Source organism: Fictibacillus phosphorivorans (assembly GCF_007673525.1).
Taxonomy (GTDB): Bacteria; Bacillota; Bacilli; order Bacillales; family Fictibacillaceae; genus Fictibacillus; species Fictibacillus phosphorivorans_C.
This window is the reverse complement of sequence record NZ_VDZU01000001.1, coordinates 2237736-2264505: the sequence shown is the minus strand read 5'-3', so window position 1 is coordinate 2264505 and position 26770 is coordinate 2237736. Positions and strand designations below refer to the sequence as shown.

General features: G+C 39.1%; 30 protein-coding genes and 1 tRNA gene. 22 read left to right on the top strand and 9 right to left on the bottom strand.

All coding sequences use genetic code 11. From position 1 onward, the window contains the following. The first annotated feature begins 63 nt into the window (after nucleotides 1-63). The 6 genes from FS458_RS11275 (at nucleotide 64) to FS458_RS11250 (ending at nucleotide 6659) form a co-directional block, all read left to right on the top strand. Nucleotides 64-1815, top strand: coding sequence for an ABC transporter transmembrane domain-containing protein (locus FS458_RS11275; protein ID WP_144700618.1), 1752 nt, complete (start codon nucleotides 64-66; stop codon nucleotides 1813-1815). Beyond that, a complete protein-coding gene (locus tag FS458_RS11270; RefSeq protein WP_186320527.1) occupies nucleotides 1812-3614 on the top strand; it encodes an ABC transporter ATP-binding protein in 1803 nt (600 codons plus the stop codon). The genes FS458_RS11275 and FS458_RS11270 overlap by 4 nt, the downstream gene beginning before the upstream one ends. Nucleotides 3615-4048: 434 nt before the next feature. After that, entirely contained in the window at nucleotides 4049-4894 is an 846-nt protein-coding gene (locus tag FS458_RS11265; RefSeq protein ID WP_260858564.1) for a M15 family metallopeptidase, read from the top strand. 104 nt (nucleotides 4895-4998) lie between these two features. Further along, nucleotides 4999-5709 carry a cytochrome c biogenesis CcdA family protein gene (locus FS458_RS11260; protein ID WP_144700616.1) on the top strand — a complete coding sequence of 237 codons (711 nt, stop codon included), beginning with the start codon at nucleotides 4999-5001 and terminating at the stop codon, nucleotides 5707-5709. A gap of 24 nt (nucleotides 5710-5733) precedes the next feature. Continuing rightward, nucleotides 5734-6192 (top strand): Na(+)/H(+) antiporter subunit B, encoded by a 459-nt coding sequence (locus FS458_RS11255; protein ID WP_260858765.1) that lies wholly within the window; start codon nucleotides 5734-5736, stop codon nucleotides 6190-6192. A gap of 2 nt (nucleotides 6193-6194) precedes the next feature. After that, nucleotides 6195-6659, top strand: coding sequence for a CcdC family protein (locus FS458_RS11250; protein WP_144700612.1), 465 nt, complete (start codon nucleotides 6195-6197; stop codon nucleotides 6657-6659). Between the two features lie 49 nt (nucleotides 6660-6708). On the opposite strand, the gene FS458_RS11245 is transcribed toward FS458_RS11250, so the two are convergent. Further along, the gene (locus FS458_RS11245) at nucleotides 6709-7134 is read right to left on the bottom strand and encodes a DUF2621 domain-containing protein (RefSeq protein WP_186320526.1); all 426 of its coding nucleotides are present in this window, start codon (nucleotides 7132-7134) and stop codon (nucleotides 6709-6711) included. A 28-nt stretch (nucleotides 7135-7162) separates the two neighbouring features. Beyond that, nucleotides 7163-7259, bottom strand: a tRNA-Sec gene (locus tag FS458_RS20725). 401 nt (nucleotides 7260-7660) lie between these two features. Here FS458_RS20725 and selB point away from each other — a divergent pair. From selB to phnC, 5 genes are read left to right on the top strand one after another with little or no spacing between them, the layout of a single operon-like run. Then, the gene (gene selB / locus FS458_RS11240; RefSeq protein ID WP_144700608.1) at nucleotides 7661-9553 is read left to right on the top strand and encodes a selenocysteine-specific translation elongation factor; all 1893 of its coding nucleotides are present in this window, start codon (nucleotides 7661-7663) and stop codon (nucleotides 9551-9553) included. After that, nucleotides 9554-10549 carry a glycosyltransferase gene (locus tag FS458_RS11235; protein ID WP_144700606.1) on the top strand — a complete coding sequence of 332 codons (996 nt, stop codon included), beginning with the start codon at nucleotides 9554-9556 and terminating at the stop codon, nucleotides 10547-10549. It abuts the gene before it with no gap. A 22-nt stretch (nucleotides 10550-10571) separates the two neighbouring features. After that, nucleotides 10572-11465, top strand: a complete 894-nt coding sequence (gene phnD / locus FS458_RS11230; protein WP_186320623.1) for a phosphate/phosphite/phosphonate ABC transporter substrate-binding protein — start codon at nucleotides 10572-10574, stop codon at nucleotides 11463-11465. Nucleotides 11466-11474: 9 nt separating this feature from the next. Continuing rightward, the gene (gene phnE, locus FS458_RS11225) at nucleotides 11475-12233 is read left to right on the top strand and encodes a phosphonate ABC transporter, permease protein PhnE (protein ID WP_144700602.1); all 759 of its coding nucleotides are present in this window, start codon (nucleotides 11475-11477) and stop codon (nucleotides 12231-12233) included. 8 nt (nucleotides 12234-12241) lie between these two features. Next, nucleotides 12242-12985 carry a phosphonate ABC transporter ATP-binding protein gene (gene phnC, locus FS458_RS11220; RefSeq protein ID WP_144700600.1) on the top strand — a complete coding sequence of 248 codons (744 nt, stop codon included), beginning with the start codon at nucleotides 12242-12244 and terminating at the stop codon, nucleotides 12983-12985. Nucleotides 12986-13024: 39 nt separating this feature from the next. Here phnC and selD read toward each other — a convergent pair whose 3' ends face one another. Then, a complete protein-coding gene (gene selD / locus FS458_RS11215; protein WP_144700598.1) occupies nucleotides 13025-14080 on the bottom strand; it encodes a selenide, water dikinase SelD in 1056 nt (351 codons plus the stop codon). Between the two features lie 93 nt (nucleotides 14081-14173). Here selD and FS458_RS11210 point away from each other — a divergent pair, with 93 nt between their 5' ends. Together FS458_RS11210 and selA are read left to right on the top strand one after the other, a co-directional pair. After that, a complete protein-coding gene (locus FS458_RS11210) occupies nucleotides 14174-14410 on the top strand; it encodes an Rdx family protein (protein WP_313957525.1) in 237 nt (78 codons plus the stop codon). Nucleotides 14411-14461: 51 nt separating this feature from the next. Next, the gene (gene selA, locus FS458_RS11205; protein WP_186320525.1) at nucleotides 14462-15841 is read left to right on the top strand and encodes an L-seryl-tRNA(Sec) selenium transferase; all 1380 of its coding nucleotides are present in this window, start codon (nucleotides 14462-14464) and stop codon (nucleotides 15839-15841) included. A 51-nt stretch (nucleotides 15842-15892) separates the two neighbouring features. On the opposite strand, the gene FS458_RS11200 is transcribed toward selA, so the two are convergent. Next, a complete protein-coding gene (locus tag FS458_RS11200; RefSeq protein ID WP_066393930.1) occupies nucleotides 15893-16033 on the bottom strand; it encodes a small acid-soluble spore protein P in 141 nt (46 codons plus the stop codon). A gap of 282 nt (nucleotides 16034-16315) precedes the next feature. Here FS458_RS11200 and FS458_RS11195 point away from each other — a divergent pair, with 282 nt between their 5' ends. Next, nucleotides 16316-16573: a hypothetical protein gene (locus FS458_RS11195; RefSeq protein WP_144700594.1), complete on the top strand. Its 258-nt coding sequence runs from the start codon at nucleotides 16316-16318 to the stop codon at nucleotides 16571-16573. Here the strand turns inward: FS458_RS11195 and sspO are convergent. Both sspO and FS458_RS11185 read right to left on the bottom strand, forming a co-directional pair. Beyond that, nucleotides 16570-16740, bottom strand: a complete 171-nt coding sequence (sspO, locus tag FS458_RS11190; RefSeq protein ID WP_144700592.1) for a small acid-soluble spore protein O — start codon at nucleotides 16738-16740, stop codon at nucleotides 16570-16572. The genes FS458_RS11195 and sspO overlap by 4 nt on opposite strands. 81 nt (nucleotides 16741-16821) lie before the next feature. Beyond that, complete coding sequence (locus tag FS458_RS11185; RefSeq protein ID WP_144700590.1) at nucleotides 16822-17010, bottom strand: DUF378 domain-containing protein; 189 nt, start codon at nucleotides 17008-17010, stop codon at nucleotides 16822-16824. Between the two features lie 282 nt (nucleotides 17011-17292). On the opposite strand from FS458_RS11185, the gene acnA reads away from it, so the two are divergent. Further along, nucleotides 17293-20019, top strand: coding sequence for an aconitate hydratase AcnA (acnA, locus tag FS458_RS11180; protein WP_144700588.1), 2727 nt, complete (start codon nucleotides 17293-17295; stop codon nucleotides 20017-20019). A 42-nt stretch (nucleotides 20020-20061) separates the two neighbouring features. Here the strand turns inward: acnA and FS458_RS11175 are convergent, their stop codons facing one another. Next, nucleotides 20062-20193: an FbpB family small basic protein gene (locus FS458_RS11175; RefSeq protein ID WP_370629970.1), complete on the bottom strand. Its 132-nt coding sequence runs from the start codon at nucleotides 20191-20193 to the stop codon at nucleotides 20062-20064. A 144-nt stretch (nucleotides 20194-20337) separates the two neighbouring features. On the opposite strand from FS458_RS11175, the gene FS458_RS11170 reads away from it, so the two are divergent. From FS458_RS11170 to FS458_RS11150, 5 genes are all read left to right on the top strand, one after another. Then, complete coding sequence (locus FS458_RS11170) at nucleotides 20338-20481, top strand: acid-soluble spore protein N (protein ID WP_066241162.1); 144 nt, start codon at nucleotides 20338-20340, stop codon at nucleotides 20479-20481. 107 nt (nucleotides 20482-20588) lie between these two features. Then, nucleotides 20589-21098 (top strand): hypothetical protein, encoded by a 510-nt coding sequence (locus tag FS458_RS11165; protein WP_144700586.1) that lies wholly within the window; start codon nucleotides 20589-20591, stop codon nucleotides 21096-21098. A gap of 69 nt (nucleotides 21099-21167) precedes the next feature. Beyond that, complete coding sequence (gene tlp, locus FS458_RS11160; RefSeq protein ID WP_066393949.1) at nucleotides 21168-21404, top strand: small acid-soluble spore protein Tlp; 237 nt, start codon at nucleotides 21168-21170, stop codon at nucleotides 21402-21404. Between the two features lie 86 nt (nucleotides 21405-21490). Further along, nucleotides 21491-21913 carry an acyl-CoA thioesterase gene (locus FS458_RS11155; protein WP_144700584.1) on the top strand — a complete coding sequence of 141 codons (423 nt, stop codon included), beginning with the start codon at nucleotides 21491-21493 and terminating at the stop codon, nucleotides 21911-21913. Continuing rightward, nucleotides 21913-22209: a hypothetical protein gene (locus tag FS458_RS11150; RefSeq protein WP_144700582.1), complete on the top strand. Its 297-nt coding sequence runs from the start codon at nucleotides 21913-21915 to the stop codon at nucleotides 22207-22209. The genes FS458_RS11155 and FS458_RS11150 overlap by 1 nt, the downstream gene beginning before the upstream one ends. Nucleotide 22210: 1 nt before the next feature. Here the strand turns inward: FS458_RS11150 and FS458_RS11145 are convergent, their stop codons facing one another. Then, nucleotides 22211-22504, bottom strand: a complete 294-nt coding sequence (locus FS458_RS11145) for a HesB/YadR/YfhF family protein (RefSeq protein ID WP_144700580.1) — start codon at nucleotides 22502-22504, stop codon at nucleotides 22211-22213. Between the two features lie 181 nt (nucleotides 22505-22685). Between FS458_RS11145 and FS458_RS11140 the strand changes: the two genes are divergently transcribed. After that, on the top strand, nucleotides 22686-23312 hold the full coding sequence (locus tag FS458_RS11140; RefSeq protein WP_144700578.1) for a uracil-DNA glycosylase family protein: 627 nt from the start codon (nucleotides 22686-22688) through the stop codon (nucleotides 23310-23312). A gap of 10 nt (nucleotides 23313-23322) precedes the next feature. Here the strand turns inward: FS458_RS11140 and FS458_RS11135 are convergent, their stop codons facing one another. After that, nucleotides 23323-24735, bottom strand: a complete 1413-nt coding sequence (locus FS458_RS11135; protein WP_144700576.1) for a Na+/H+ antiporter NhaC family protein — start codon at nucleotides 24733-24735, stop codon at nucleotides 23323-23325. Nucleotides 24736-25205: 470 nt separating this feature from the next. Here FS458_RS11135 and FS458_RS11130 point away from each other — a divergent pair, with 470 nt between their 5' ends. After that, nucleotides 25206-26747 carry a DEAD/DEAH box helicase gene (locus FS458_RS11130; RefSeq protein ID WP_144700574.1) on the top strand — a complete coding sequence of 514 codons (1542 nt, stop codon included), beginning with the start codon at nucleotides 25206-25208 and terminating at the stop codon, nucleotides 26745-26747. The last annotated feature ends 23 nt before the right edge of the window (nucleotides 26748-26770 follow it).

The window sequence follows — 26770 nt, the reverse complement described above, 5'->3', positions numbered from 1 at the left end:
TCTGAATTTTCATATATTGGTAAACTATAATTGTTTTGATATGCAAACAAGGGGGAACGGGCGTTGAGGGTTTTTCTGCAATTGATGTGGTATTTTAAACAAGAAAAGTGGCGATATTTGGGCGGAATCGTGATGCTGGCATTCGTCTCATTAGGGTTGTTAGTACCTCCAAAAGTGGTCGGGCTCATTGTTGATCATATTAAGGAAGGTACGATAACCGAAGAGATATTATGGAGATATGCTGCTGTATTAATCGGTATTGCGATTGGCATCTATGTTCTTCGTTATATCTGGAGAATCTTGATATTCGGTTCAGCCGTTAAATTGGCTATGTTACTAAGAAATAGGCTTTACGAACATTTCACAAAAAAATCACAAGAATTCTACCATAAAAGACGTGTAGGAGACTTGATGGCTCATTCTACAAATGATCTGCAAGCCATTCAACAGACCGCAGGCGATGGTGTTTTGACTTTAGTGGATTCCTTGATGATGGGCGGTTTCACGTTGATCGCGATGGCTACTACGATCAGTTGGAAGCTAACACTTGTTAGTCTACTGCCTCTACCTATCATGGCTTGGGCAACAAACAAGTACGGTACGATGCTGCATAAAAGGTTTCATAGTGCACAAGAAGCATTCTCGACTCTAAATGATAAAGTGCAAGAAAGCATCTCTGGGACGAGGGTAATCAAAGCTTTTGGTCAAGAAAGAGATGATATCGACAGCTTTTCAAAACTATCCCAAGATGCTGTAAAAAAGAACATGGCTGTTGCACGTGTTGATTCTTTATTCGATCCAACGATATCGCTGATCATTGGTTTCTCCTTTTTCTTAGCGGTTGGTTATGGCTCGATTCTCGTAACGCATAACGAACTCACGATAGGCGAACTGGTTTCATTTACGAGCTACCTCGGATTACTCATATGGCCGATGCTTGCATTTGGCTGGCTGTTTAATATCGTAGAGCGAGGAAGAGCTTCTTATGATCGTGTAGAGTCACTTCTTGCTGTAAAAGAAGAGATTGAAGACAGTGGTTCAATCGAAAACTGTCCCAAAGGTGATATATCATATCAATTAGAGCAATTTTCTTATACTACGGGTACTCCTGTTTTAAGTGATATTCATTTTACTTTAAAACGCGGTCAGACTCTTGGGGTCGTCGGGAAGACAGGCAGCGGCAAAACCACGCTTTGCAAGCTATTGCTGCGTGAATTTCAATTAAGATTAGACGACATTATTATAGATGATCACGATATCTGTGATTATAAATTGCATGCTTTACGAAATTCGATCGGCTATGTACCTCAAGACCATTTTTTATTTTCGGCAACTATTGCGGAAAATATAGCGTTCTCTAAAGTTGAATCACCTTTTATAAAAATAAAAGAAGCAGCGGAACTGGCCTCTATTCATAAAGATATAACGCAGTTCAAATATGGTTATGAAACAGTAGTGGGGGAGAGGGGCGTAACACTTTCAGGGGGACAAAAACAAAGGATCTCTATTGCAAGAGCATTGATTAAGAACCCAGAAATCTTAATCCTAGACGACTCTCTTTCTGCTGTTGATGCAAAAACAGAAGAATCCATCCTTCAGCAACTGAAGCGTAAACGCCAGAATCAAACGACGATCATTACAGCACATCGCCTATCTTCGATCGCGCATTGTGATCTAATCATCGTTTTGGAGAACGGAACAATCGTACAACGGGGTACTCATCTCAGTTTATTGAATGAGGATGGATGGTACAAAGAAACATATGAAAAACAAGCATTGGAAACACTGATTTCGCAAGGAGGTGTAATCAAATGAGTACTGAACAAGAACCAACGCTCGATGAATTGCAGCAAATGAAGCAGTGGTCAGTTTTCAAAAGACTCATGTCTTATACAAAACCACACAAGAAGCGTTTGGCGTTCGCTTTCTTTCTATTACTCGTTGCGACGGCAGCTGAACTTACGGGTCCTATTCTCGTTAAAACGTTCATCGACGATTTTGTCACACCTCGAAATTTCGATCAAAGAGCTTTAGTGGTCCTTGCTTCTGGATATATTGGATTAATCGTAATCTCAGCGGTCGTAAATTATATACAATTTGTTCTGTTTCAATCGGTCGCTCTAGATATCATTCAAACGCTTCGGATTCAAGTGTTTTCAAAGGTACATTCACTAGGATTAAAATTCTTTGACCGTACACCAGTTGGAAGTTTAGTATCAAGAATTACCAACGATACAGAAGCAGTGAAAGATCTTTATGTAAGTGTACTCTCAACGTTTGTTCAAAATATTGTATTTTTATTTGGTATCTTTGGTTTCATGTTCTATTTGAATGTAAAACTTGCTTTATTCTGTTTAGGGATCTTACCGTTCATCGTTTTGATCATGTGGTTATACCGTAAATACAGTTCAAGGTCGTTTTATGACATGAGAGAGAAACTTAGCCAGTTGAACGCTAAATTGAACGAATCTCTTCAAGGGATGTCAATCGTCCAAGTGTTCAATCAGCAAAAGAGGCTGAGAAAAGAGTTTGCAAAAATTAATCAAGAGCATAATGACGCACAGATCAGAAATATAAAATACAATGGTTTGTTGCTAAGACCTGCCGTTGATCTTGTCTATATGTTTGCATTGTTGATGATTCTATCCTTTTTTGGCATTAAATCTTTTAATTCCCCCGTTGAGATCGGTGTGATCTATGCTTTTATCAATTATCTAGATCGCTTTTTTGAACCGGTTAACATGATGATGATGCGCCTTTCTATCTTTCAGCAAGCGATCGTTTCTGCAGGACGAGTATTTACAGTCATGGATGAAGAAGAATTTGCTCCTATTAAAAAAGGGGATGAGACGCCTTCGATTTCAAGAGGAAAGATCGAATTTAAAGACGTTTCCTTTTCTTATGATGGAGAACAGGAAGTTCTAAAAGATATCACTTTCACTGCAGAGCCTGGTCAAACAGTAGCCCTCGTCGGTCATACCGGAAGTGGTAAGAGCTCGATCATCAATTTGCTCATGCGTTTTTATGAAGTGAATAAAGGTAAGATTTTGATCGATGACGTTCCTTTATCCAACTTTGAAAACAAAGAGTTGAGAACTAAGATGGGGCTCGTTTTGCAAGATCCCTTCTTATTTGTAGGTGATATTATGCAGAACGTAAGATTGTACGATGAGACGATCACAGATGAAGATGTAAAGAATGCGGCTAGGTTTGTTCAAGCTGCCCCCTTTATTGAAAGGTTGCCAGAGGGGTATCAAACAGAGTTAGGAGAAAGAGGAGCAACATTTTCAAGTGGGCAGAGACAGCTGATCTCTTTTGCACGCACGATGGCTTTTTCCCCGAAAATCTTAATACTCGACGAAGCGACGGCAAACATTGATACAGAGACGGAAGAAGAGATTCAAGAAGCACTTCATAAGATGCGCAGCGGCAGAACGACCATTGCTATCGCTCATCGATTATCTACAATACAAGACGCCGAACTCATTCTCGTGTTGCATAAAGGTGAAATTGTCGAAAGAGGCACTCACCAAGAACTATTAAGGCAGCGAGGGTTGTATCATAAGATGTTCCTTTTACAACATGGAAAAGATTCTATGAACGATGTGGGTTAATTAACGAAATGATATATACGAAAAGACAGCTCTTCGTAATACAGAGCTGTCTTTCTTAATTCTGTTTTGTACTGTGTGTGTATTGCTTTCAGGTGATCGCGCGGTGTAATCTCAGGTGGTAAAGCGCGTCTTAGCGGTGCTCCTACCTGTTTTAAAGGTGAAGAAAAGTGATTAAGGTGAAAACAACCAATTAACCGGTGAACGCGTAATAAATATAAAAACACGTATCGTAAAATAACATAGAAAACAGAGTACTTTTATGCAAGGTTTGTGAAAAAACTTTTATTCGCATCTCCATTCAAAAATGTCCCTATTTTTTACTATAATTTTTCGAAAATATGAACATGTGTTTTAAGGATTGACTTATTTGCAAATTATTTTATTATAAGATAGCATACACGTACAGACAAACTGAATAAAAGGATGAGAATGCTTTGAAGAAATACGTATTACCATCGATGTTGATCGGCAGCATGGTTGTCCTTTCAGCATGTAAGCCAGTTGATTGGGCAGAAAAGAAATGGAATGCTACCTTTAATGAAGAGAGCTCTGAAGAGAACGAAAAACAGATTTCGAACGAGCAGACTACACCAAAACCAAATGATGAAAACAAAAATGAAACTCCTGATGAACAACCTTCAGCGGAGAGTGATCTACCGTGGTTAGAAGAGACGGTAACAGCATCCGGTGACGGAAAAGCGGTCGTACAGAATTTAGACGATCTTTTAATTGTTGCAAACAAGGAAAGAAACCTACCAGGTGATTATGAACCGAAAGATTTAGTTACACCTAATGTTCCGTTTCCGTTTAAAGAGGATCTGCCTAAGAAAAAACTTAGAAAAGAAGCTGCACTTTCCCTAGAAGTATTGTTTAAGGCAGCGGAAGAAGATGGCCTGGAGCTGCTAGCTCAATCAGGTTATCGCTCATATGATACTCAAGTATCCATCTTTGCCTTTAACGCGGAGCAAAAAGGAGAAGAGGTAGCGAACAAAACGAGTTCCAGACCCGGTCAGAGCGAGCATCAGACTGGATTGTCAATGGACGTAACTTCTCAAGAAGTGAACTTTGAGCTTGTAGAAGCGTTCGGTGAGACAAAAGAAGGAAAATGGCTCGCAGAAAATGCACATAAGTATGGGTTTATCATCAGATATCTTAAAGGAAAAGAAGAGATTACGGGATATCAATATGAACCTTGGCATTTACGGTATGTTGGTGTGGATCATGCTAAAAAAATTCACGAGCAGGGTATTACGCTCGAAGAGTATTTACAAAAACCATAAAATATCTGACAGCTTTTTTCAAAGCTGTCTTTCTTTATGTTTGAACAAAATGGATATTCCCTTTAAGATAGAGAGAGAACTGTAAAAAGGAGCTTACTAAAAAAATGACCGATCTTAATATTCTGCTTGCTTTTGGAGCTGGCTTGCTCTCCTTTATTTCACCTTGCTGTTTACCGTTGTATCCTGCTTTTCTATCCTACATAACCGGGATCTCTGTTCAGGAACTTAAAGAAGAAAACGCAATGCTTAGAAAAACGGCACTTTTACATACTACATTTTTTTTAATAGGTTTTTCGATCATATTTCTTTTCCTTGGTCTATCTACTACGATTATCGGTGATCTATTCGTACAATATCAAACTTTGCTAAGACAGATCGGGGCTATTGTTATAATCTTTTTCGGACTAGTTGTAATAGGATTCATAACTCCTACTTTTTTGATGAAGGATAAGAAAGTCAGGTTTCAATCTCGTCCTACTGGATATCTGGGTTCCGTATTGATCGGAATTGGTTTTGCAGCAGGGTGGACACCTTGTATGGGTCCGATTCTAGCAGGCGTTATTGCGCTTGGAGTATCAAATCCAGCAGCATCTATGACGTATATGGTCGCTTATGTTTTAGGATTTGCTGTTCCTTTCTTTGTTTTAAGCTTCTTTTTGGATAAACTAAAGGTAATAAAAAAGTTCAATCGTCAGTTTATGGTGGTAGGCGGAACTCTTATGGTCATCATGGGAATCTTTCTATACTTTGATTGGCTGACTCAATTAACTTCATTTTTAACAAACCGTGTGTTTGGAGGATTCAAAGGTTTTTAAGAGTAAAATGGAAAGGGGATATACATCATGCATTCACGATCGAATGACCTTATCTTAAAAACAACAACAAATATTATTGTTTTTGTTATTCTAGCTTTTTCAATTAACATGCTTTTTTCAGGGCATAATGCGCCTGGAGGAGGATTCATCGGAGGATTGATGGGAGCAGGAGCATTTCTTCTTCTCTATGTTTCCTACGGATTACAACCAGTACATAGAATCTTGCCGATTAACTTTACGTACATGATAGCAGCTGGTTTATTGATCGCCATACTGACAGGAGCAGGTTCCTTTGTTTTGGGTGTTCCGTTTTTGAGTCATAGTTTTGGCTATTTTCAACTCCCGTTGTTAGGGAAAACAGAGCTTGCTACAGCGATGCTCTTTGATTTAGGAGTTTATTTGACAGTAATCGGTGTGACGATGACCATTATCCTCTCAATTGCAGAAGATAAGATCGAGAAAGAAGTAGGGGAAGGGAACTAACTGTGTTTTTTATTGCGAGTACATGCTTTGCCATCATCATGGCAGTGATTATTTTTAACTTCCGAATGAAAGAAACAAGAGAACCGGTGACGACCAAAAGAATCATCATACCTCCACTGGCTATGAGTACAGGTTTTCTACAGTTCGTGATTCCCGCTTTTCACATCACCTGGACGGAAGCGGGGGAGGCGTTCTTAGTTGGTTTAATGTTTTCGATATTTCTTATCATGACAAGTAAGTTCGAGATTAAAGGTGATCATGTATACTTAGTTCGATCGAAAGCCTTTATCTTTATCATAATCGGATTGTTTGCCATCCGCTTAGCTCTAAAGTGGTATATTGGTTCGACGATATCGATCTTTGAAACAAGTTCGTTATTCTTTATTGTTGCGTTTGGAATGATTTTGCCATGGCGACTTGCTATGCTTGTTTTGTTCAATAAAAAGAAAAACGAGATCGCAATGTAAACGTGAATAACAAAAAACACCCCCTGAATCTCATGATTCAGGGGGTTCTTTATGCGAGTAAAGAATGATAAGGTTTGATGTCGATGTTTTTCTTTTTTAGTGTCTTGATCAACCACTTGTGATCTCTTTTTGGTGTAGCGATAATATAGCCGCGAATGATTAAGTCTTGTGACATTGAACTTGCATTTTCTTGCAATGCTAATTCGCCAATCTTACCTGCTATCTTTTCTTTAGCTACATCCCTGAAGAGTTCAGGTACCGGGGCTACTAATTCGTTTAAAAGCTTCTTCTGATCATCTGTCCATAGATGAATAGTTTGGTTGATGTAATGTTCTTGCCAATCTAAAATGGACTTTCCGTCTTCTTTAGGTAATCGTTTTAAGAATTTCCGGAACATAAAATATCCGCCGATTGCAAACATGGTAAATAAAAAAACGGACCATAACACGATAAAAGTGATGAACCATCCAGACAATGCGTCCACCTCATATGTATAAATTTTTTGGCGGGACCATGTGGGAATCGAACCCACCGGAGACGGCACGCGCCTCCCAAAAGGTTTTGAAGACCCAGGCAAGCACCAGCTACACATCTGGCCCCATATAGATTCCTTAGCTCGCTATTGCATTATACAGCATTTTACCCTAGTAGGACAAGACTTGAGCCTCTTTCCTTACGATAGGGGAGAATGTATTTGTCGAACTGTGGTGGAGCATGACTGTAACAGAGGAAATATTCAACTATAACAGTTTAACACTATAACAGTTAATTTAATCAACTGTAACAGTTCGGCCTGTGGACAAGTGTGAATAACTTGTTCTGTGGATAACCTGTGGGTATACAGTTATGAATAAATATACATTCATTCATGGTGATCTGGGAAATAATTTCAAACAGGTAAACTTCGCTATTTTTTAACAATGAATAATGCGTTATCCTTGTTTTTTACATCTCCTTTTCATAAAGTGTAAAAGAGTATGTACATATAGGTGGTTAAACATATGACGATAAAATATTATACGATTGGAATGGCCGGACACATTGATCACGGAAAAACGACGCTAACAAAAGCTTTGAGTGGGATCGATACAGATACACTCAAGGAAGAAAAAGCCCGTAAGATCACGATCGAACCAGGGTTTGCGCCTTTTCCGTTAACAAAAGATCTGCATACCTCTATTGTAGATGTACCGGGCCATGAAAAACTGATTCGTCAGATGATCGCTGGTGTGGCAGGAATCGATTTAGTGCTCCTTGTGATCGCGGGAGATGAAGGTGTGATGCCTCAAACGAGAGAACACTTTGAAATTCTTTCCTACTTGGGCATTGAAAAGGGAATTATCGTAGTTACAAAGTCAGATATGATTGATGAAGAGATGAGGTTCTTAGTTGAAGAAGACATTTTGGAACTTACAAACTCATCGGTTTTTGAACATTTTCCAATACATTTTGTAGACAGTGTTTCTTCTGCAGGAATAGAGAAATTGAAAAATGAAATCATTTACCTATTAAGAGACACACCTGTTAAATCTTCACAAGGGGCATTTCGCATGCCGATCGATCACATCTTCACGGTAAAAGGACAAGGTACTGTTGTAAGAGGTACGGTCTATGAAGGTGAGGTACAAGAAGGCGATGAACTTCTTGTTCAGCCAGGTAACCATAAAGTGAAGATTCGAAAACTACAAGTGCATAAACAAGATGTTCATTCCGCTAGAGCGGGACAAAGAGCAGCGCTAAACCTTTCAGGAGGTTCTAGAGCAGATTGGAAACGAGGTCATGTTCTAGTAGAACCGAATGTCTACTCGACCACGAACACTATCGATCTCGTGTTATCAACGGGAGAAGGCTGGCAAGGAAAGTTGAAACAGCGCTCGCTTGTGAAGTTTTATAGTGGTACATCTGAAGTGATGGGTAAACTCGTCCTATTTGACCGAAATGAGCTTGATGTCAATGAAGATCAAATATATTGTCAAGTTCGATTAGATCAAGAGGTCGTAACGAAACGAGGTGATCGTTTCATCTTAAGAAGACCAACTCCTGAGGAAACAATTGGCGGAGGAGAAGTTATCGACCCGAAAGGATCTGTTTATCGATTTGGAGCGGAGACCATCGAACGATTGAAAAGTAAACATAAAGGAACTCCTGGTGAGCGGGTCCTACAGTTGCTTAATAAAGTAGGATCGATGACAGAATTGGAACTTAGGAGATCTAGTGGAATGGATGAGGAAATTCTTCAACACACGTTAGACGAACTACTTAGTGAAGGTTCTGTTGAACGAATGCAGAATTATTTGGTTTCTCATTCTACGGTACAGCATATTAAATCTAGCATCATGAACAAACTTCAAAACTTCCATAGTGAGTATAGTTTAAGGCAAGGTATTCCAAAGGCAGAAATTGTTCAATCATTCCAAAATGAAGTAAATCCAAAGATAATTAACACGCTTCTTGAAAAATGGGTAACAGATTCAACTGTTTCGATCACGGACCATTTTGTTCATTTATCACATTTCAAACCACATTATCCAGAAAAATGGGCGAAAAGGATGGCGAATGTTCTGACCACCTTGGAAGAAGCGCAGCTTGAACCGGATGACCTAGAGAACATCTATAACTCACAACAACTTCCAGAATCTCTTTATCATGAGTTTAAGTATTATTTAATTAAGACTAATGAAGTGGTCATGCTATTTGATGAAGTGATGTTGAGTAAAAAGGCATTTGATTCAGCAGTTGAACACTTAAGAGTCAATACGGATTCAACCTTTTCTGTGCAGGATGCTAAGGCGGTTCTTCATACATCAAGAAAGTTTTTAATACCGATCTTGGAATGTATGGATTCTTTAGGGTATACGATGCGAGAATCTAATCTTAGGAAATGGGTGCAATAATTGAGAGTTGTTTTTTTCACTCCATATTATAAACAGAACCGTGGTAATTCTACTACGGCCAAACGGCTAGAACATGGATTGTCTCGGAAAGTGGAGTTTTATTTATTTCCCTATGAAGAATTAAATGTCAATCCTACTCTTTTTGAATGGATGGAGAAAGCGGAAATGTATCACATCCTTCATTTTTCTAGATTCGTTCAATGGGCTGAAAAAAATGAGGTTACGTTGGATAAACCTTATATCGTTACCTCTGGAGGAACAGATCTCAATCACTCATTAATAGAAGACGAAGAAAGATATCTACCTATGTTGCGTGAAGCAAAAGCTATCGCTGTTTTTACTCAACAAGCTAAACAAATGCTCGTAAAAGATTATGGAGTAAGTGATAAATCTGTACATGTGATTCCCCAAAGTATTTATTTACCTACTACTGACGAAACGCTTCAACCATTGAATCTACCAGAGGGCTATCCAAAATTGTTACTGCCAGCTGGAATTCGCCCGGTAAAAGATGTTCTTTTTGCTTTGGAAAGCTTGATTAGGCTGTCTGAAGATTTCACTGAACTCTGCTTTTTACTAGTAGGAGCAAACTTAGATGAGGAAGAGCTCGAACGAGTGAAGAAGGCAGAAAAAAAGTATGATTGGTTGCATTATCTGCCCGAAGTAGAACTCGGTCAAATGAAGAAGCTGTATGAATGGGGAGATGTTGTTCTGAATACATCGATCTCAGAAGGGCAGCCGTCAGCACTTTTAGAAGCGATGAGTTTTAAAAAGCCTGTAATTGCTAGAAATAATGTAGGAAACGCTAGCATCATACAGCACGGAATGAACGGATTGCTATTTCAATCTCAAGAAGAATTATATCATTCTATAAAAAAAGTGATCTCTGATAATAAAACGTATAAACAACTAAGTGACCATGGGTATCAAACCATAAAAGAGAACCACACTATAAATAAAGAGATAGACTCTTATATGGAATTATATAAAGATTAATAAGGATAAAGGAGAGAGTATGATGAAAAAACTTAGTTTATTGTTGCTGACTATGATGCTATTCTTATCAGCTTGCGGAACGAATAATGAAGATAAGAAAAATTCAAAATCAAATAAAGATGAGGTCTTTACGATCGGGGTAATCCCAGCACAAACAGAGGGTGAGATGAAGGGTGCGCTTGATAAGCTTCAGAAAGTGCTTAGTGAGAAAATGGACCGTGAAGTTAAGATCACATCTTATCCAGATTACAACGGTGTAGTTGAAGCGATGAACTATGATAAGATCGACATGGCTTATTTTGGACCTCTTACATACGTTGTCGCTCATGAAGAAAGTGGAGCGAAAGCGATCGTAACTCAACTGATCAAAGGTGAACCGTTCTACTATTCTTATTTAATCACGCATAAAGACAGCAAGTATGAAAGTTTTGAGGATATGGCATCAGATGTTAAGAATGTCAAGTTTGCTTTTGGTGACCCCTCTTCAACTTCAGGCTCATTGATTCCCAGTATCAAATTAAAAGATGAAGGCATCTATAGAAGTGAATCTGATAGTGATTTTAATAATGTTAGGTTTACCGGTTCACATGATGCGACCGCACTTGCTGTTCAAAACAAACAAGTAGATGTTGGTGCGATCGACAGCGCTATCTATGATAAATTGATCGAAGAAGGAGCAATTGACGGAGATCAGTTTAAAGTGATCTGGAAGTCAGAGAAATTGTTCCAATATCCATGGGCTGTATCTGAAAGAACAGATGAGAAAACGATGAAGAAACTTCAGCAGATCTTTTTAGATATTAAAGATAAAGAGATACTAGATGCCTTTGGTGCAACTGGGTTTACGAAAGCAGACAACAAGGATTACGAGAGTATCCGAAAAGCAGCGATTAAAGAGGGTACCATTCAAGAATAGAGGGGAACCATGGTTTGGTTTAAGAGGAGCCAGTTTTTAATTCTATTATGCTTAAGCTTACTCGTGATAGGAAGCATGAAACTAACAGAGTTTGATCTTTCGAAGTTTAGAGATTTTCAGAATATGGGTGACTTTCTGTCGAAATGGTTTCCGATGAACACAGAAAGTCTGCCGTTTCTGTTTCAAGAAAGTTTGTTAACGATTGCTATTGCATTTTTGGGGAGTTTATTCGGTCTGATTATCGCACTTCCTTTAAGCTTTATGGCGGCTCGAAATACGAGTAGAAATCGCTTTGTCTATTCCGTAACTCGCTTCTTACTTAGCTTTTTACGATCAGTACCTGAATTTGTTTTCGGTTTAATTCTTTTAACAACGCTTGGACTTGGCCCATTTCCTGCCGTTATCGCCATCATATTTCATAACATCGGAGTATTAGGAAAGCTGATATCAGAGCTGATCGAGTCGGCTGATAAGGGTCCGATGGAAGCGATGCTGGCAGTTGGGGCAAGGAAATGGATCGGGAATCTTTTTGCAGTATTACCACAAATATGGCCGAATGTCCTCTCTCAATTTTTCTACCGATTTGAGGTCGCTATTCGTACTTCCCTCATCTTAGGTTTGATTGGAGGAGGGGGAATCGGTCAACAGTTGTTTATTCATTTTAAAACGTTTCAATATCAACTCGTCTCGGTTGACGTTCTACTCATCATGATCATGGTTATCATGGTGGATTATATTGGCAGCAAAATTCGGGAAAAGGTGATTTAGGTGATAATATGATTGAATTTAAGGGTGTATCTGTCACGTATCCTGGTGCTAAAGAACCTGCTTTAGCAGATGTGAATATTACTTTCCAAAAGGGAGAGTTTGTTTGTGTCTTAGGAAGAAGCGGTGCAGGAAAATCAACATTTATCAGATGTATTAACGGGTTGCAGCCTGTATCTGAAGGTTATGTGAAATGGGAAGATAAAACGTTAAGTGAGATGACTCACAAAGAAACGTTAGAAGTTCGCCGGAAAACAGGTATGATCTTTCAGCATTTTAACTTAATTCCGAGGATGAGCGTTGTTCAGAATATCTTAACAGGTCTGTTTGGATACAAAAAATCTTATGAGAACTTGTTAGGATTGTTTAAATCCAGTGATCGATTGCAAGCTCTAGAAGCGATCGATCAGGTTGAACTAACGGTTGAACCAACAAGACGAGTTGAGAAGTTAAGCGGCGGACAAAAACAAAGAGTTGCTATTGCTCGAGCACTCGTTCAAAATCCGAAAGTATTCTTAGGAGACGAACCTGTTGCGAGTTTGGATCCTGGAACGGCTGATCGGATTTTTCAATTATTAAAAAAAACTCATGTAAAAAGAAATCTTGTGTCAATTATTAACGTGCACGACGTCATTCTCGCTAAGAAATTTGCCACAAGAATCATTGCGCTTAAGGACGGAAAACTCGTTTTTGACGGAACACCTGAAGAATTTGATGATAAGGTCTATGCAGACATCTATAACCATTCATCTTAAAATGGACGCAAAAAAACTCCGAACCCGGAGTTTTTTTGTTTAATTGGCTTTGATTGGTTTTTCAGAGAATGCAAGAACACGACCGACGATGCTAGCGTCATTTATTCCATTAGTGTGAAGTCTCTTCACATATTCTAGAGCTTCACTTTCAGGAAGGCTTACGAGTAAACCGCCAGAAGTTACAGCATCACATAAGATCCATTGCTGCCACAGGGTAAGGTCGTTTCCGTATTGGACATCATCTTTTATCCAACGATGATTTGCTTTTGAACCACCAGGAACAATTCCCTCTTGAGCAAGCTCTGATGTGCCTGGTAAAAGTGGAACTCGGTCATAATCGATCACGATTGTAACATTTCCTGTACCTTTTGCCATCTCAGTCGCATGACCAAGGAGACCAAATCCAGTTACATCTGTGACAGCGTTTGGAGATAGACCTTCTAAACATTCAGCAGCAGTCTTATTCAGTGCTGCCATCGTTTCGCTGACTAGTTGAAGCTGCTCGGCGGAAAGCTTGTCTTTTTTTATCGCTGTGGTTTGTATACCCACACCGATTGGTTTTGTTAACACAAGAACATCTCCAGGTCTCGCACCAACATTTTTATATACTTTTGATGGATGAACAAGTCCTGTTACAGAAAGACCAAACTTAGGCTCTGAATCATCGATCGAGTGTCCTCCAACCAGCACTGCACCAGATTCCTTCACTTTATCGGCTGCTCCCTTAAGGATTTCAGCAAGAACATCGTGACCGAGAGTGTTGATCGGAAAACCTACTATATTCATTACCGTTGTAGGCTGTCCTCCCATCGCGTAAACATCACTAAGTGAATTGGCAGCCGCAATTTGTCCGAACATGTATGGATCATCTACGATTGGTGTAAAGAAGTCGACAGTCTGGATCATAGCAAGGTCATCCGTTAACTTGTAGACTCCTGCATCGTCTGAGGTATCTAAACCAACTAAAAGGTTAGGATCATTTTCACGTTTTGGTAGATGACGCAAAACTTGCGCCAGGTCTTCTGGACCAATTTTACAGCCTCAACCACCTTTTGAGGAAAGGTGAGTAAGCTTAACATTGTCTTTACTTGTCATAATGAAACGACACCTCCTTTTGTTAGTATAAACATTATTTTTGTGAAATGCCTAAGGATATACTAAAATAGTCTTAAAAAAGGAGGATGAAAAATGAAAGTATCCATTGAATTCTGCATGATGTGAAACTTTGCACCAAAAGCCGCGAGTCTCGCGGAGGACCTGTTCAACCATTTTCGTTCTAAAATTTTATCTCTCGAACTGATCCCTAGCTCTGGGGGAGTGTTTGAAGTAAACGTCAATGGCGAAAAGATTTATTCGAAAAAAGAGACCGGAGAATTTCCGGATCATGATCTGATCGTACAACATTTAGAAAAATTAATGGCTTAAAAACGATGCCCTCCCTAAGGGATCGTTATACCCTTAAGGAGGAGCTTCATTTTGTCAAAATCTGATCTATTAAGGCAGCTACCTGCAGTGCATGAGGTAGTAAAAGATATCAGTTCTGAAGTGAGTGGCAAACCGGAAAAGGAAATAACAAGAGCGGTTCAAGATGCGATCAAACATTGGCGGAAGACTATTCTTAACGACCGCCATGCTATTGACTTGAAAACTGATATGAGGTCACTCGTCAAAAATTCTGCAAAGTCTAACTTAACTCATCCCACTGATCAGATCCGCTCCTTGATTAATGCCAGTGGAATCGTTATACATACAAATCTAGGACGTTCCAGACTCAGCGAGAAAAGTGTAGAACGGATGAGTGAAACAGCAAGAATGTACTCTAATTTAGAATATAATTTGGAAGCAGGAAAAAGAGGTTCCAGGCATGACCTGACAGAGAATCTAATTAAACAAGTGACAGGTGCAGAAGCAGCGATGGTCGTGAACAATAATGCTGCAGCCGTTTACTTGATCCTTAAAGCGCTAGCTAAAAACAAAGAAGTCATCGTGTCAAGAGGTGAACTGGTTGAAATAGGAGGCTCATTTCGTGTCTCTTCTATTATGGAAGAAAGTGGAGCGAAACTCCGTGAGGTTGGAACGACGAATAAAACGCATCTCTTTGATTATGAAAGAGCGCTGAATGATGAAACTGGTATGATCATGAAGGTTCATACAAGTAATTTTAAGGTGATAGGGTTCACGAAAGAAGTTCCTTCAAGTGAGTTGATTCAGTTGAAGAAGGATCATCAAGAGCTGATAATATACGAAGATCTTGGAAGTGGGGCTCTCTATCCTTTTCAGTCTGAAGGAATCGGTGATGAACCATTGATCTCCTCCGTTATTAATAATGGATTAGATATAGTGTCTTTTAGCGGAGATAAACTTTTAGGCGGCCCACAAGCTGGAATAATTGCAGGTAAGAAAAAGATCATCGATATATTGAAAAAGCATCAGCTAGCTCGTGTTTTAAGAGTGGATAAATTTACGATTGCTGCATTAAACGAAACGTTGCGGTCGTATATGAATGAAGAATATAAAGAAATCCCTACGGTCAGAGATATTTTGAAAACTCCTGAAGAGATCAGAGAAGTCGTATGGCGACTAAAAAGAAAAGTGGAAGAGCATTCTTCTTTGCATATCCGAATTATAGAAGAATTCTCTCAAGTTGGGGGAGGAACAATGCCGGATGTGAAGTTGCCAACTTTTTGTTTAGGACTTAAACACTTTAAAGGAGCAGATTACCTAGCAAGAGCTTTTCGGAACTATCGCACCCCCATTATCGTGAGGATCAAAGGTGAAGAAGTTCTTCTCGATCTTAGAACGATTTCCGATGATGAGCTTTTGACGGTTGAAGATGCAATACGTTCGATCGATTAAGAACAGGGACTGACAGATTATCTGTCGGTCCCTGTTGTTGTTTTATTTTATTTAACTGCCTTCTCCACGGTTTTGTCCCGTATGATTACGTTGCTTTACTTTTTTAGAACCACTCATAGGAGCTGGTTGTCCAGGGTTCTCTCCTTTAGGAGCGTTCTTTCGAATATCTTTAAACGTATTATGCTCTCCCATAATAAAGCCTCCATTTTCTATCTTGCTTGCTTTGAAAGCAGTTGATTTCCGCTTCAGGTGCTCGCTTTCCGGGGGGCGGGCGGTGAGCCACCTCGGCGCTATGCGCCCTTAGGTGTCTCACCTGTCCCACTGATCCCCCAGGAGTCTCACACCTTACACTCCAACCAACTTATCAATGATGTCTTTTTATGGACACCTAAATCGACAATTGAAAGTGATTTATTGAATAATTCTAGATAATATTGGAACGTTAAAGGTATATCAAAACAAAGGATGGTAATTATGCCCTATCATAAAAACAAGCAACAAGCATATCAAGCTGCTGAGCAAGGTTATCACCATGCAATGGATATCTCAAAAACATTGGACGCGTCAAATAGTGAATATGGTGTTTTTTATTCTCATTTTATGACCGAAAACGAAAAGGCTTGTCAACAAATACAGAACGCAATGGAAACAGCTTCTGAACATCAACAGCCTCAGTTAGAGAGCTTTCTAAATGAGCTGCAACAACTTCAAAGTCAGTTTCCAAAACCTTAATGTCTTTTCTTCGTTTTCTTATTGTTTTGACGCTCAGCTTCACTTAACTTTTCATTAGGTAAGGATAATGCCTCATTACCGAATTCTGTCTCATATCCAGCTCCCTTACCTTGAGCTTTTGCTGCATTCATTCCAGGACGCGAGTGATTTGCTTTATTTCTTCCCATTTGTTTGTCACCTCCGTTACATTTAGTTTGTGCAATATCAAAAAGAAGAAGCACTCCAAAAAAAGGAGTGCTTCTTTACGTTCAAGATTTATATTTACTGAGTAACAGCCAGACACCAGAAAGGCCGATCAAACTGTATAAAACTTTTGTAACAGTGGTAGCGCTTCCAAAAATTTCTGTCACAACGTTAAAATCAAAAAGACCGATTGCTCCCCAGTTCAATGCTCCGATCAACACGAGTAAAGCGGCAAGTTTTTTTAACCATTCCATCCTGTTTCCCTCCGATCTTTTTAAGCGTGGTAATTATGGGAAAACAAAAAGAAGTATTACGTAATTTACTATATGCAAGCAGGAAGATACTGGTGATATTTATACCATAAGAAAAACTTATGTCGATTGATAACCATTAACTATTTTACTTATGAAAGGGTTTTACGTATGATAATAGAGGGAAAAAAAGATTTTGTGTAAATGACTCTGAAATTGAACACATTTTTTCGACAATTTTTCTCATAATCGTGTATGATTGTTAGTGAAGGGAGAGAGTGGAACATGAAAAGAAATGATGTATTTAATGCCCGTTCTACTTTTGATGTGAACGGTAAGGAATATAGCTATTACCGTTTAGGAGCGTTAGAAGAAGCGGGAATTGGTAACGTATCAAAATTACCCTACTCTGTAAAAGTATTATTGGAATCTGTATTAAGACAATTTGATGGAAAAGTAATCAACAAAGAACATGTTGAAAATCTTGCAAAGTGGGGCACGAGTGAGCTAAGAGATATCGATGTTCCTTTTAAGCCTTCACGTGTTATTCTTCAGGATTTTACAGGAGTGCCTGCTGTTGTTGATCTAGCTTCTCTTCGTAAAGCCATGAAGGATATGGGTGGAGACCCTTCTCAGATCAACCCTGAAATTCCAGTTGATCTTGTAGTTGACCATTCTGTACAAGTTGATAAAGCAGGTACTCAAGATTCACTTGCTTTCAACATGAACCTTGAATTTGCTCGAAATGAAGAGCGTTACAAACTTTTGAGCTGGGCTCAATCTGCGTTTGATAACTACCGTGCAGTTCCTCCTGCGACAGGTATTGTCCACCAAGTTAACTTAGAGTACTTAGCGCCTGTAGTTCTTACGAGTGAATCTGAAGGTGAAACTATTGCTTACCCTGATTCATTAGTAGGTACAGATTCTCATACAACAATGATCAATGGTCTTGGAGTATTAGGCTGGGGTGTTGGTGGAATTGAAGCAGAAGCAGGCATGTTAGGACAGCCTTCTTACTTCCCAGTTCCAGAAGTAATCGGTGTTAAATTAACTGGAACGCTTCCAAACGGAACGACTGCAACAGACCTTGCACTCAAAGTAACGCAAGTATTGCGTGAAAAGAAAGTAGTAGGGAAGTTCGTCGAGTTCTTCGGTCCAGGACTTGCTGATATGCCGCTTGCAGACCGTGCGACAGTTTCAAATATGGCTCCTGAATATGGGGCGACTTGTGGTTTCTTCCCAGTTGACGAAGAAGCTTTAAACTACCTTCGCTTAACAGGTAGAACAGAAGAGCAAATCCAGCTTGTAGAAGCGTATTGCAAAGCAAACGGATTGTTCTACACAGCAGGAGATGCTGATCCTGAATTTACAGACGTTGTTGAAATCAATCTTTCTGAAATTGAGCCAAACTTGTCAGGACCAAAACGCCCACAAGATTTGATTCCTTTATCACAAATGAAAGACAGCTTCAATAAAGCGCTTGTAGCTCCACAAGGAAATGCCGGGTTCGGGTTAACAGCTGATGAGATCAACAAAGAAGTTACCGTGAAGCATTCGAACAACGAAACTTCTACGATGAAGACTGGTGCAGTTGCAATCGCTGCAATTACAAGCTGTACGAATACTTCTAACCCATACGTAATGTTAGGAGCTGGATTAGTTGCTAAGAAAGCGATTGAAAAAGGCTTAAAAGTTCCTGGCTATGTAAAAACATCTTTAGCACCAGGATCTAAAGTTGTTACACGTTATTTAGAAGAAGCAGGCTTAATGAGCTATATGGATCAGTTAGGGTTCAACCTTGTTGGTTACGGTTGTACAACATGTATCGGTAACTCAGGTCCTTTGGCGCTTGAAGTTGAAAATGCGATCTCTAAGAACGATCTAACTGTAACATCAGTACTTTCAGGAAACAGAAACTTTGAAGGACGTATCCACCCGCTTGTAAAAGCCAACTACTTAGCTTCTCCACCGTTAGTAGTAGCGTATGCACTAGCTGGAACTGTAGATTTCAACCTTCAATCTGATTCTTTCGGAACAGACAAAGAGGGTAACGAAGTTTACTTTAAAGATATCTGGCCTTCAACAGAAGAGATTAATGAAGCGATGAAGAAAGCAGTAACTCCAGAATTGTTCAAGAAGGAATACGAGCGTGTATTTGATGAGAACGAACGTTGGAACGAACTGAAGACTTCAGCTGACCAATTATATGGGTTTGATACATCATCAACATACATTCAAAACCCTCCATTCTTTGAAGAGCTTTCTGCAGAACTTAAAGAGATCCAACCTCTTAAAGATCTAAAGCTTATCGCTAAATTCGGGGATTCTGTTACAACTGACCACATTTCTCCAGCTGGTGCGATCGGAAAAGATACTCCTGCAGGCAGATACTTGATTCAAAACGGTGTAGAGCCACGCGACTTTAACTCTTACGGCTCTCGTCGTGGTAACCATGAAGTAATGATGCGTGGTACTTTCGCCAATATTCGTATTCGTAACGCGGTTGCTCCTGGTACTGAAGGTGGATGGACTACTTTCTGGCCAACTAACCAAGTGATGAGCATCTATGATGCTGCGATGAAATACAAAGAGAACGGTACGGGCCTCATGGTAATCGCAGGAAAAGATTACGGTATGGGATCTTCTCGTGACTGGGCAGCAAAAGGTACTACATTACTAGGAATTCAAACTGTACTTGCTGAAAGCTTCGAGCGTATCCACCGTTCAAACCTTGTGTTGATGGGTGTACTGCCTCTTCAATTCAAAGATGGTGAGAATGCTGAGACGTTTGGACTTACAGGAAAAGAATCATTCACAGTTTCCGTTGATGAAACGGTTAAACCGCGTGATCTTGTTCAAGTTACAGCTGTTTTTGAAGATGGAACGGAGAAAACATTTGAAGTTGTAGCTCGTTTTGACAGCGAAGTTGAAATTGAATACTATCGTCATGGTGGTATCCTTCCAATGGTACTTCGTAACAAGCTTGCTCATTCTTCTCAAACTCAAAACTAATAAAAAAATCCTTTGCCAATTCGTTTTAGGCAAAGGATTTTTTTATGCTTTCTTCATATGTTTTTCGTCAAGTTTGATCTCAAGTTGTTCAATGTACGACTCATCTTTCAGAAGTTGCCTTTTGTTCTCACTCACGAGTTCTTTGAAGTTCATTTTTCTGTTTTTCCTCATCATTGACACCTCTTCATTGGGATAATATCAATATAACCAAGATGAAATCGAAATAATCAGACATTAAAAAATAATTGCCAGTTTACTGATGAATAGTTGATTTTGATTAATGGAAAAGTAAAAAGAAGACGAAAGGAGGTAGGACCTTTGAGTAATCCAAAACGCTTTCCGGAAGATTTCGTTCCAAATCATATCGGCACTCAGCCACGTGAGAGCAACAGCAATAATGGAAAAAAGATGGCTAATAAATCGCACGATCATGCAGATTATGTACCACCTAAAGGGAAATAACACTTACTTTCTAAAAAATACCTCTCCATAATTTTTTCTTTTGACTCCCATATACGAAAGATTTTGTCGAAAAAGTGTATGTAGTGAAAGAATTAGGAGGGGTACGTTTGATTACGGCATCTGTCAAACCATTACCTGTATCACATAACAAAGATGATCAGGATTATTTATATCGTCAATTAGAGATTGAAATGCAGAGATTGGGGCATCTAGTTCCTTTTCGTGAAGAGTTGAACTGGGATAAAGAAATTACAACGATGGAACTAGGAAATGTTGAAACGCTTGAAAAGTTAAAGAAAGCGGCAGCAAAGAACGATGGGGTATTTTTGTTCTATGCCAAGCTTACAAAAGGAACCGTCTATCAGCATATTATCCTGCATCCGAACACAGAAGGGTTCTATCTTCCTTTTCGATTTGAAGAACCGTTTCAGATTACTGTGAAAAACAAAAAATACTGGATTGGTTCATCGATCAGGCTTGCCGAAGAATTAGCTTGGCTAGAGATCACGATGAAGAATCTAGAAGACGACAGTGTAGTAGAATATTGGAAATATCTCACTGACCTATGTCAATTCAGCGTTCAAAACATGAGTCCTATTCTATTGCAAAAAAACTAAAGAATAATTCAATCGGTTACTTGTACAGACTAAGATGGTACGAACTTTTTTAAAAAAAGGAGAATCATCATGAACAAACCAAACCGAGACGATCGAAGCAATAATGTTGAACGATTAGAACAAATGGTACAAAACACAGAACAGAACATCTCAGAAGCTAACCAGACTGCGGCTAACACTGAATTGACAGCAAGCCAAAAAGAGCAGATCAAAGAGAAGAATCAACATAGACAAGAATCCATTGAGCAGTTTCAAAATGAGATTCAAGAAGAAAAGGCTTATAGAGAAGGTAACGACCTACAATAAGAGAAAGACCAGCATATTGCTGGTCTTTTTTTTGAATTTCTACTAAAGTGTTAAGAAAAGACAACACGAAGGGAAACAGATGATATATGAAATTTGTTGAGAGCAGCGTTGATGTTAGATATGCAGAAACAGATCAGATGGGTGTCGTCTATCATGCAAACTATTTAGTATGGTTTGAAATCGGTAGAACAAAGCTGATCGAACATTTAGGCTTTAAATATGCAGACATGGAAAGAGAAGGTATACTTTCTCCTGTAACAGACATTCAAGCGTCCTATAAAAAACCATTAACTTATGGACAAAAGGCTCACATTAAAACAGCCGTAAAAGAATATTCAGGGATCAAAGTTATTTATTATTATGAGATCTTTAATGACGAAAACGAATTATGTGTTACAGGCGAATCCACTCATGTTTGTGTGAAAAAAGAAAATTTTCGGCCGATCTCAATTAAAAAATATTTTCCTGATTGGCATGAAGCTTACCTAGAAATGAGCTCATCAAAATAATGGCATTCGGAATAAAACGAGCTGACTTAAAGAGATGGAAAGGTGAAGTTGAGGCAGGACACATCGCATTCCTCACCCATTTTTGGTATGATCCGCGATTTCCAACAGCTAAGAGTGTAACAAAAGTAGGCTGTAACGATCGAAAAAAATTATCAGAGTGGGGAAGAACTTACGGTTTAAAAGAAGAGTGGATTCATGAACGAGATGCTTACCCCCATTTCGACCTTATTGGGGATAAGCAAGTAGAGATCATGAAAAGTGAAGGAAGAATTGGAGAACTTCAAAAGTTCTTATAGTCTAATTTTTGTTCTCGTTAAAATCGTATTTGATTTCTCCATCCGTAATGGAAACAGTTAGATCATTTCCGTCAAAGAACCATTCATCTTCTTGCTCAATGAAAAAAGTATGGTTCTCTACAACGATTTCTGCAGCTGGATGTTTAGGGGTATCTTTTGTAAGTCCTAACGAAAAGCCGTCTTGTACTGTGCTGCATCCTCCAAGGCGAACGAAAAAACGGATGGAATCGTTCTGAGACGCTTGAAGGTCATTGATCACAAAATTTGCAGTATCTTCATTCAAAATGATTTTCAAAGTATGTTCACTCCTTAACAATTACTTTTCAAGTAATGATGATATTGTGGCATACGAATGTCGAAAGCACAATTAAAACGATTATGTTTTTGGGGACACATTGATTACCATTCCAAGCTGCTGACTTTGTCGAAGCAGATAAATAGTAATCAACATTAATGGAGTAAAGGAGGCAGATTTGGTGGATATTCAATCTTTTTTTGAAGAAGCATCATCACTTTATAGCGTTCAAGATATAATTTCTGAACACACGAATATGATATTTATTTTAGAATCACCTCATAAAGAGGAGATCAAATCTGGAGTACCACTGGCGGGTCTATCTGGCAGATCGATGGCAAAAGAATTGTTTGAAGTCGAAGATACACTTCCAATGGGAAAGTTGTTAAAACAGTACATAGATGAGAATAAAAATACAGTGTTCGGAATCGTAAATGTTTGTCCTTTTCCCCTGCAAGGTACTGCATTTCCTGATCAAACTTTCGTTAACAGATATAGTGATGAGATCAAAGTCGCTGAAGCAGTAAGAACGAGTTCAGTGAAAGTCTTTAAAGATGAATGGAGGGCTGAATTCGATCAACTTCTTCTACATCATTTCGAAAGTAGATTAACGTCATTGCTTACTGAAAATACACTTATCATCCCATGCGGAAGATTTGCAGAAAAATATGTGAACAAACTGACTAATAAAGAGAGTTTAAACACCATAGAAGGGGTACCACACCCTTCTTATCATTCTTGGTCTAGAGATCGCTACCAAGAAGTAATAAACAAAGTAAGAGAAGAAGGAAAAAAACGAACCTCCTAAGTCAGGAGGTTCAAATGAAGAATACAGTAGCTCCATATAGTACTGCTGTTATGGCTGCAGCTATTAGTGCTGGTTTAAGCTTGTATCGTGCATAAGTTATGACGGATAGGTTTAAAATGCGTGCGATCGTGTTCGTATCATCACTTAAAGGCGAGGCGAATGCTCCGAATGTTCCACTTGCAAAGACTGCTCCGATCACAAGAGGCAGTGAAACATCTGCCACTCCTGCCATCGATACACCGAGAGGCATCAATATTCCCCATGTACCCCAGGCAGATCCGATAAAATAGGAGACGGCACAGCCAAAGATGAACAGCAAAGGGACGATAACTGATCCGGGAATCCATCCTGCGTATGAAGTTACAAAAGCAGAGAATCCAAGTTCTTCAGTAACCGAAGATAAGCCCCAAACTACAGCTAAAAGCACGATAACACTCATCAATTCGTTTCCGCCAAAAATAAACCCATTTAAAAGATCACTTGTTTTCATTTTTTGAAAACGAAGGAAAAGAAATGTAAATATTGTGGTGAACAACAGTGCAATAAGCATGGCATCCATAACATCAGCGGAAATGAAGGCTGCAAAAAAACTTCCTTTCGTTTTTTTGTACCCATCCCACCAAGTTAAAAGTAGAGTAAGGAATACGACCAGAATGAGTGGGATAAGTAGGTTCCATGGTTTATTTGGAAGTTCCTTATTAACAGCAGGATCACAACTATGCCAATCATCTTCTTCGCTTTTACCCACATCTTTTGGATCTGTTTCTTCTGTTGACTTTGAATGATGAAAGAAGCTCAGGTAGATCCCTACGATTATCATCACAAAAGAGAAAAAATTAAACGGAATGCTCTGTATAAAAAGAGAATATGGATCTGCCGTAATATTTTCGTTCTTTAACGATATGTCTACAATGGATGTCATGTATCCAACAAATGCGGTAGCGATCGGTATCAATACAATGATGGGAGTTGCTGTAGTCTCAATGACAAAGCCGAGTTCTTGAGTAGACATCTTTACTTTTTTTAAAAGAGCTCTCATGATCGGAGCAATCGTGACGAAACGAAAACTTGGAGCAGCAAAAGTACCAATTGTAGACACATAAGTAAGCAACAAAGCTCCTTTTTTTGTTTCGATCCTGTTAGAAGCTTCTTCTACAAAGCCTTTAATTCCCCCAGAAAGTTTAATCATTGAGATGAGTCCCGAAAAGGCATACAAAAACACTAAGATTTTTATGTTCTTAGGGTCTACCAGTCCTTTCACTAAAAATTGGACCATTCTCTCCAATCCGCCAACGAGGGTTGGCTGGAGTAGGTAAGACCCGGTCAAAAGACCTGCGATCAAACCTGGGAGAACTTGTTTAGTCTTGATAGCTATAGGGATTACCACTAAGAACGGAATAACAGAAACCCAATTTTGATCCATAAAGAGTCCTTCTTTCATACTAAAGATAATAGTGTTAGCGTGCGATGGTTTCAAAAATTTATTCTTTCGTTCGGAAGAAAAGACGTTTCATTCAAATCTTCATTGGTTAGAATAATACCGTTTAAGTGAAATATCACATGTTTAAAGAGTTGTGTGAATAAACTTTAAACACTACTTCTAATGTAAAGAGTTGCATTTATTAGGTTTACGTGATAAGTTTAACAACGGAATATATATGGACGGAACAAGTTTGAATTACGGATAGCCTTGTAACTATTAACGTTTAATTTTTACGCATATTCACATGGCTAAGCATTTCCCATCAATACTTAATTAGGAAATGCTATTTTATGTGCAAATCATGATGTATTTTGAAAAAACAAATTGGCCGGCACTTTAACATGACAATCCATGCCGGATCCACGAGGTTATCGTAAAACCTTTTTCGTCACAGAAAAGGAGATAGAACATTGACAACATTTCAAGAACTAGGACTAAGTCCTGAGTTGCTTCAATCCATTAATAACATGGGATTTGAGGAAGCAACACCGATTCAGCGTGATACCATTCCAACAGCACTTAAGGGGACTGACCTTATTGGCCAGGCACAAACAGGGACTGGTAAGACAGCTGCGTTTGGTATACCGCTAATCGAAAAAATGGATACTAGATCACGATTCGTTCAAGGAATCGTATTAGCTCCAACTCGTGAGTTAGCTGTTCAAGTAGCAGAAGAACTCAATAAAATCGGTCAATTTAAAGGAATCAAAACATTACCGATTTATGGTGGACAATCCATTGTTCGACAAATTAAAGCATTAAAAAATGGTCCACACATCGTAGTAGGTACACCAGGACGTGTGCAAGACCACATTAACAGAAAAACATTAAAGCTTGATAGCGTTCATACAGTTGTGCTTGATGAAGCTGATGAAATGCTTAACATGGGATTTGTTGAAGACATCGAAAAGATCTTAGAAAATGTTCCTACAGAACGTCACACGATGCTTTTCTCTGCAACGATGCCTAAGCAGATTCAAAACTTGGCTGCAAAATTCATGAAGGACGTATTACTTATCAAAGTAAAAGCGTCTGAAATGACTGTTAAGAACATTGAGCAAGAATATGTTGAAGTTAAAGAACGTCAAAAGTTTGATGCGTTATGCCGCTTCATGGATATTCACTCTCCAGAGCTTGCGATCGTTTTCGGACGTACGAAGCGTCGTGTAGATGAATTGTCTGAAGCATTAAGTAAACGCGGATATTCAGCTGAAGGAATCCACGGTGACCTTCCGCAAGCTAAACGTGACAAAGTGTTACGTGCGTTCAAAAACAACACGATCGAAGTTCTTGTTGCAACAGACGTAGCTGCTCGTGGTCTTGACATCTCTGGTGTTTCTCACGTTTATAACTTCGATATTCCTCAAGATCCAGAAAGCTATGTTCACCGTATTGGACGTACTGGACGTGCAGGAAAAACTGGTTATGCATTAACGTTTATCACACCGCGTGAAATCGATCACCTATACACGATCGAAAAAATTACAAAGCGTAAAATGGTAAAACGTGCGATTCCTTCTGTATCAGAAGCAATGGAAGGACAACAGCAGATCACACTTGAAAAATTGATGGAAGTTGTTGAGCAAGATAACTTTAACGGTTATAAGCAAACAGCAGTTGAGTTACTAGAAGAGAACGATTCTGTAACACTTTTAGCTGCAGCGCTTAAGCTTCTTACGAAAGAACCTGATACGACTCCGATCAACCTTACAGATGAGCCGCCACTATCAGTTAAAAAGAGACGTCCTAATAATCGTTTCTCTGATCGTAGACGTTCTGGAGGAGGCCCTAAAAGAGAGGGTGGAGGCGGAAGAGATAATCGCCGTTCTGGATACTCTAAAGGCGAGCGCAGTGGTTCTCGCGATGGTGGAAACCGCAGCAGCAGCAGCGGCAGCCGTGATCAATCATACCGTTCACAAAAACGTGTTCGTGAAGACTTTAAAAACAGATAAATCATACTAAGAAGCAAGGGAGA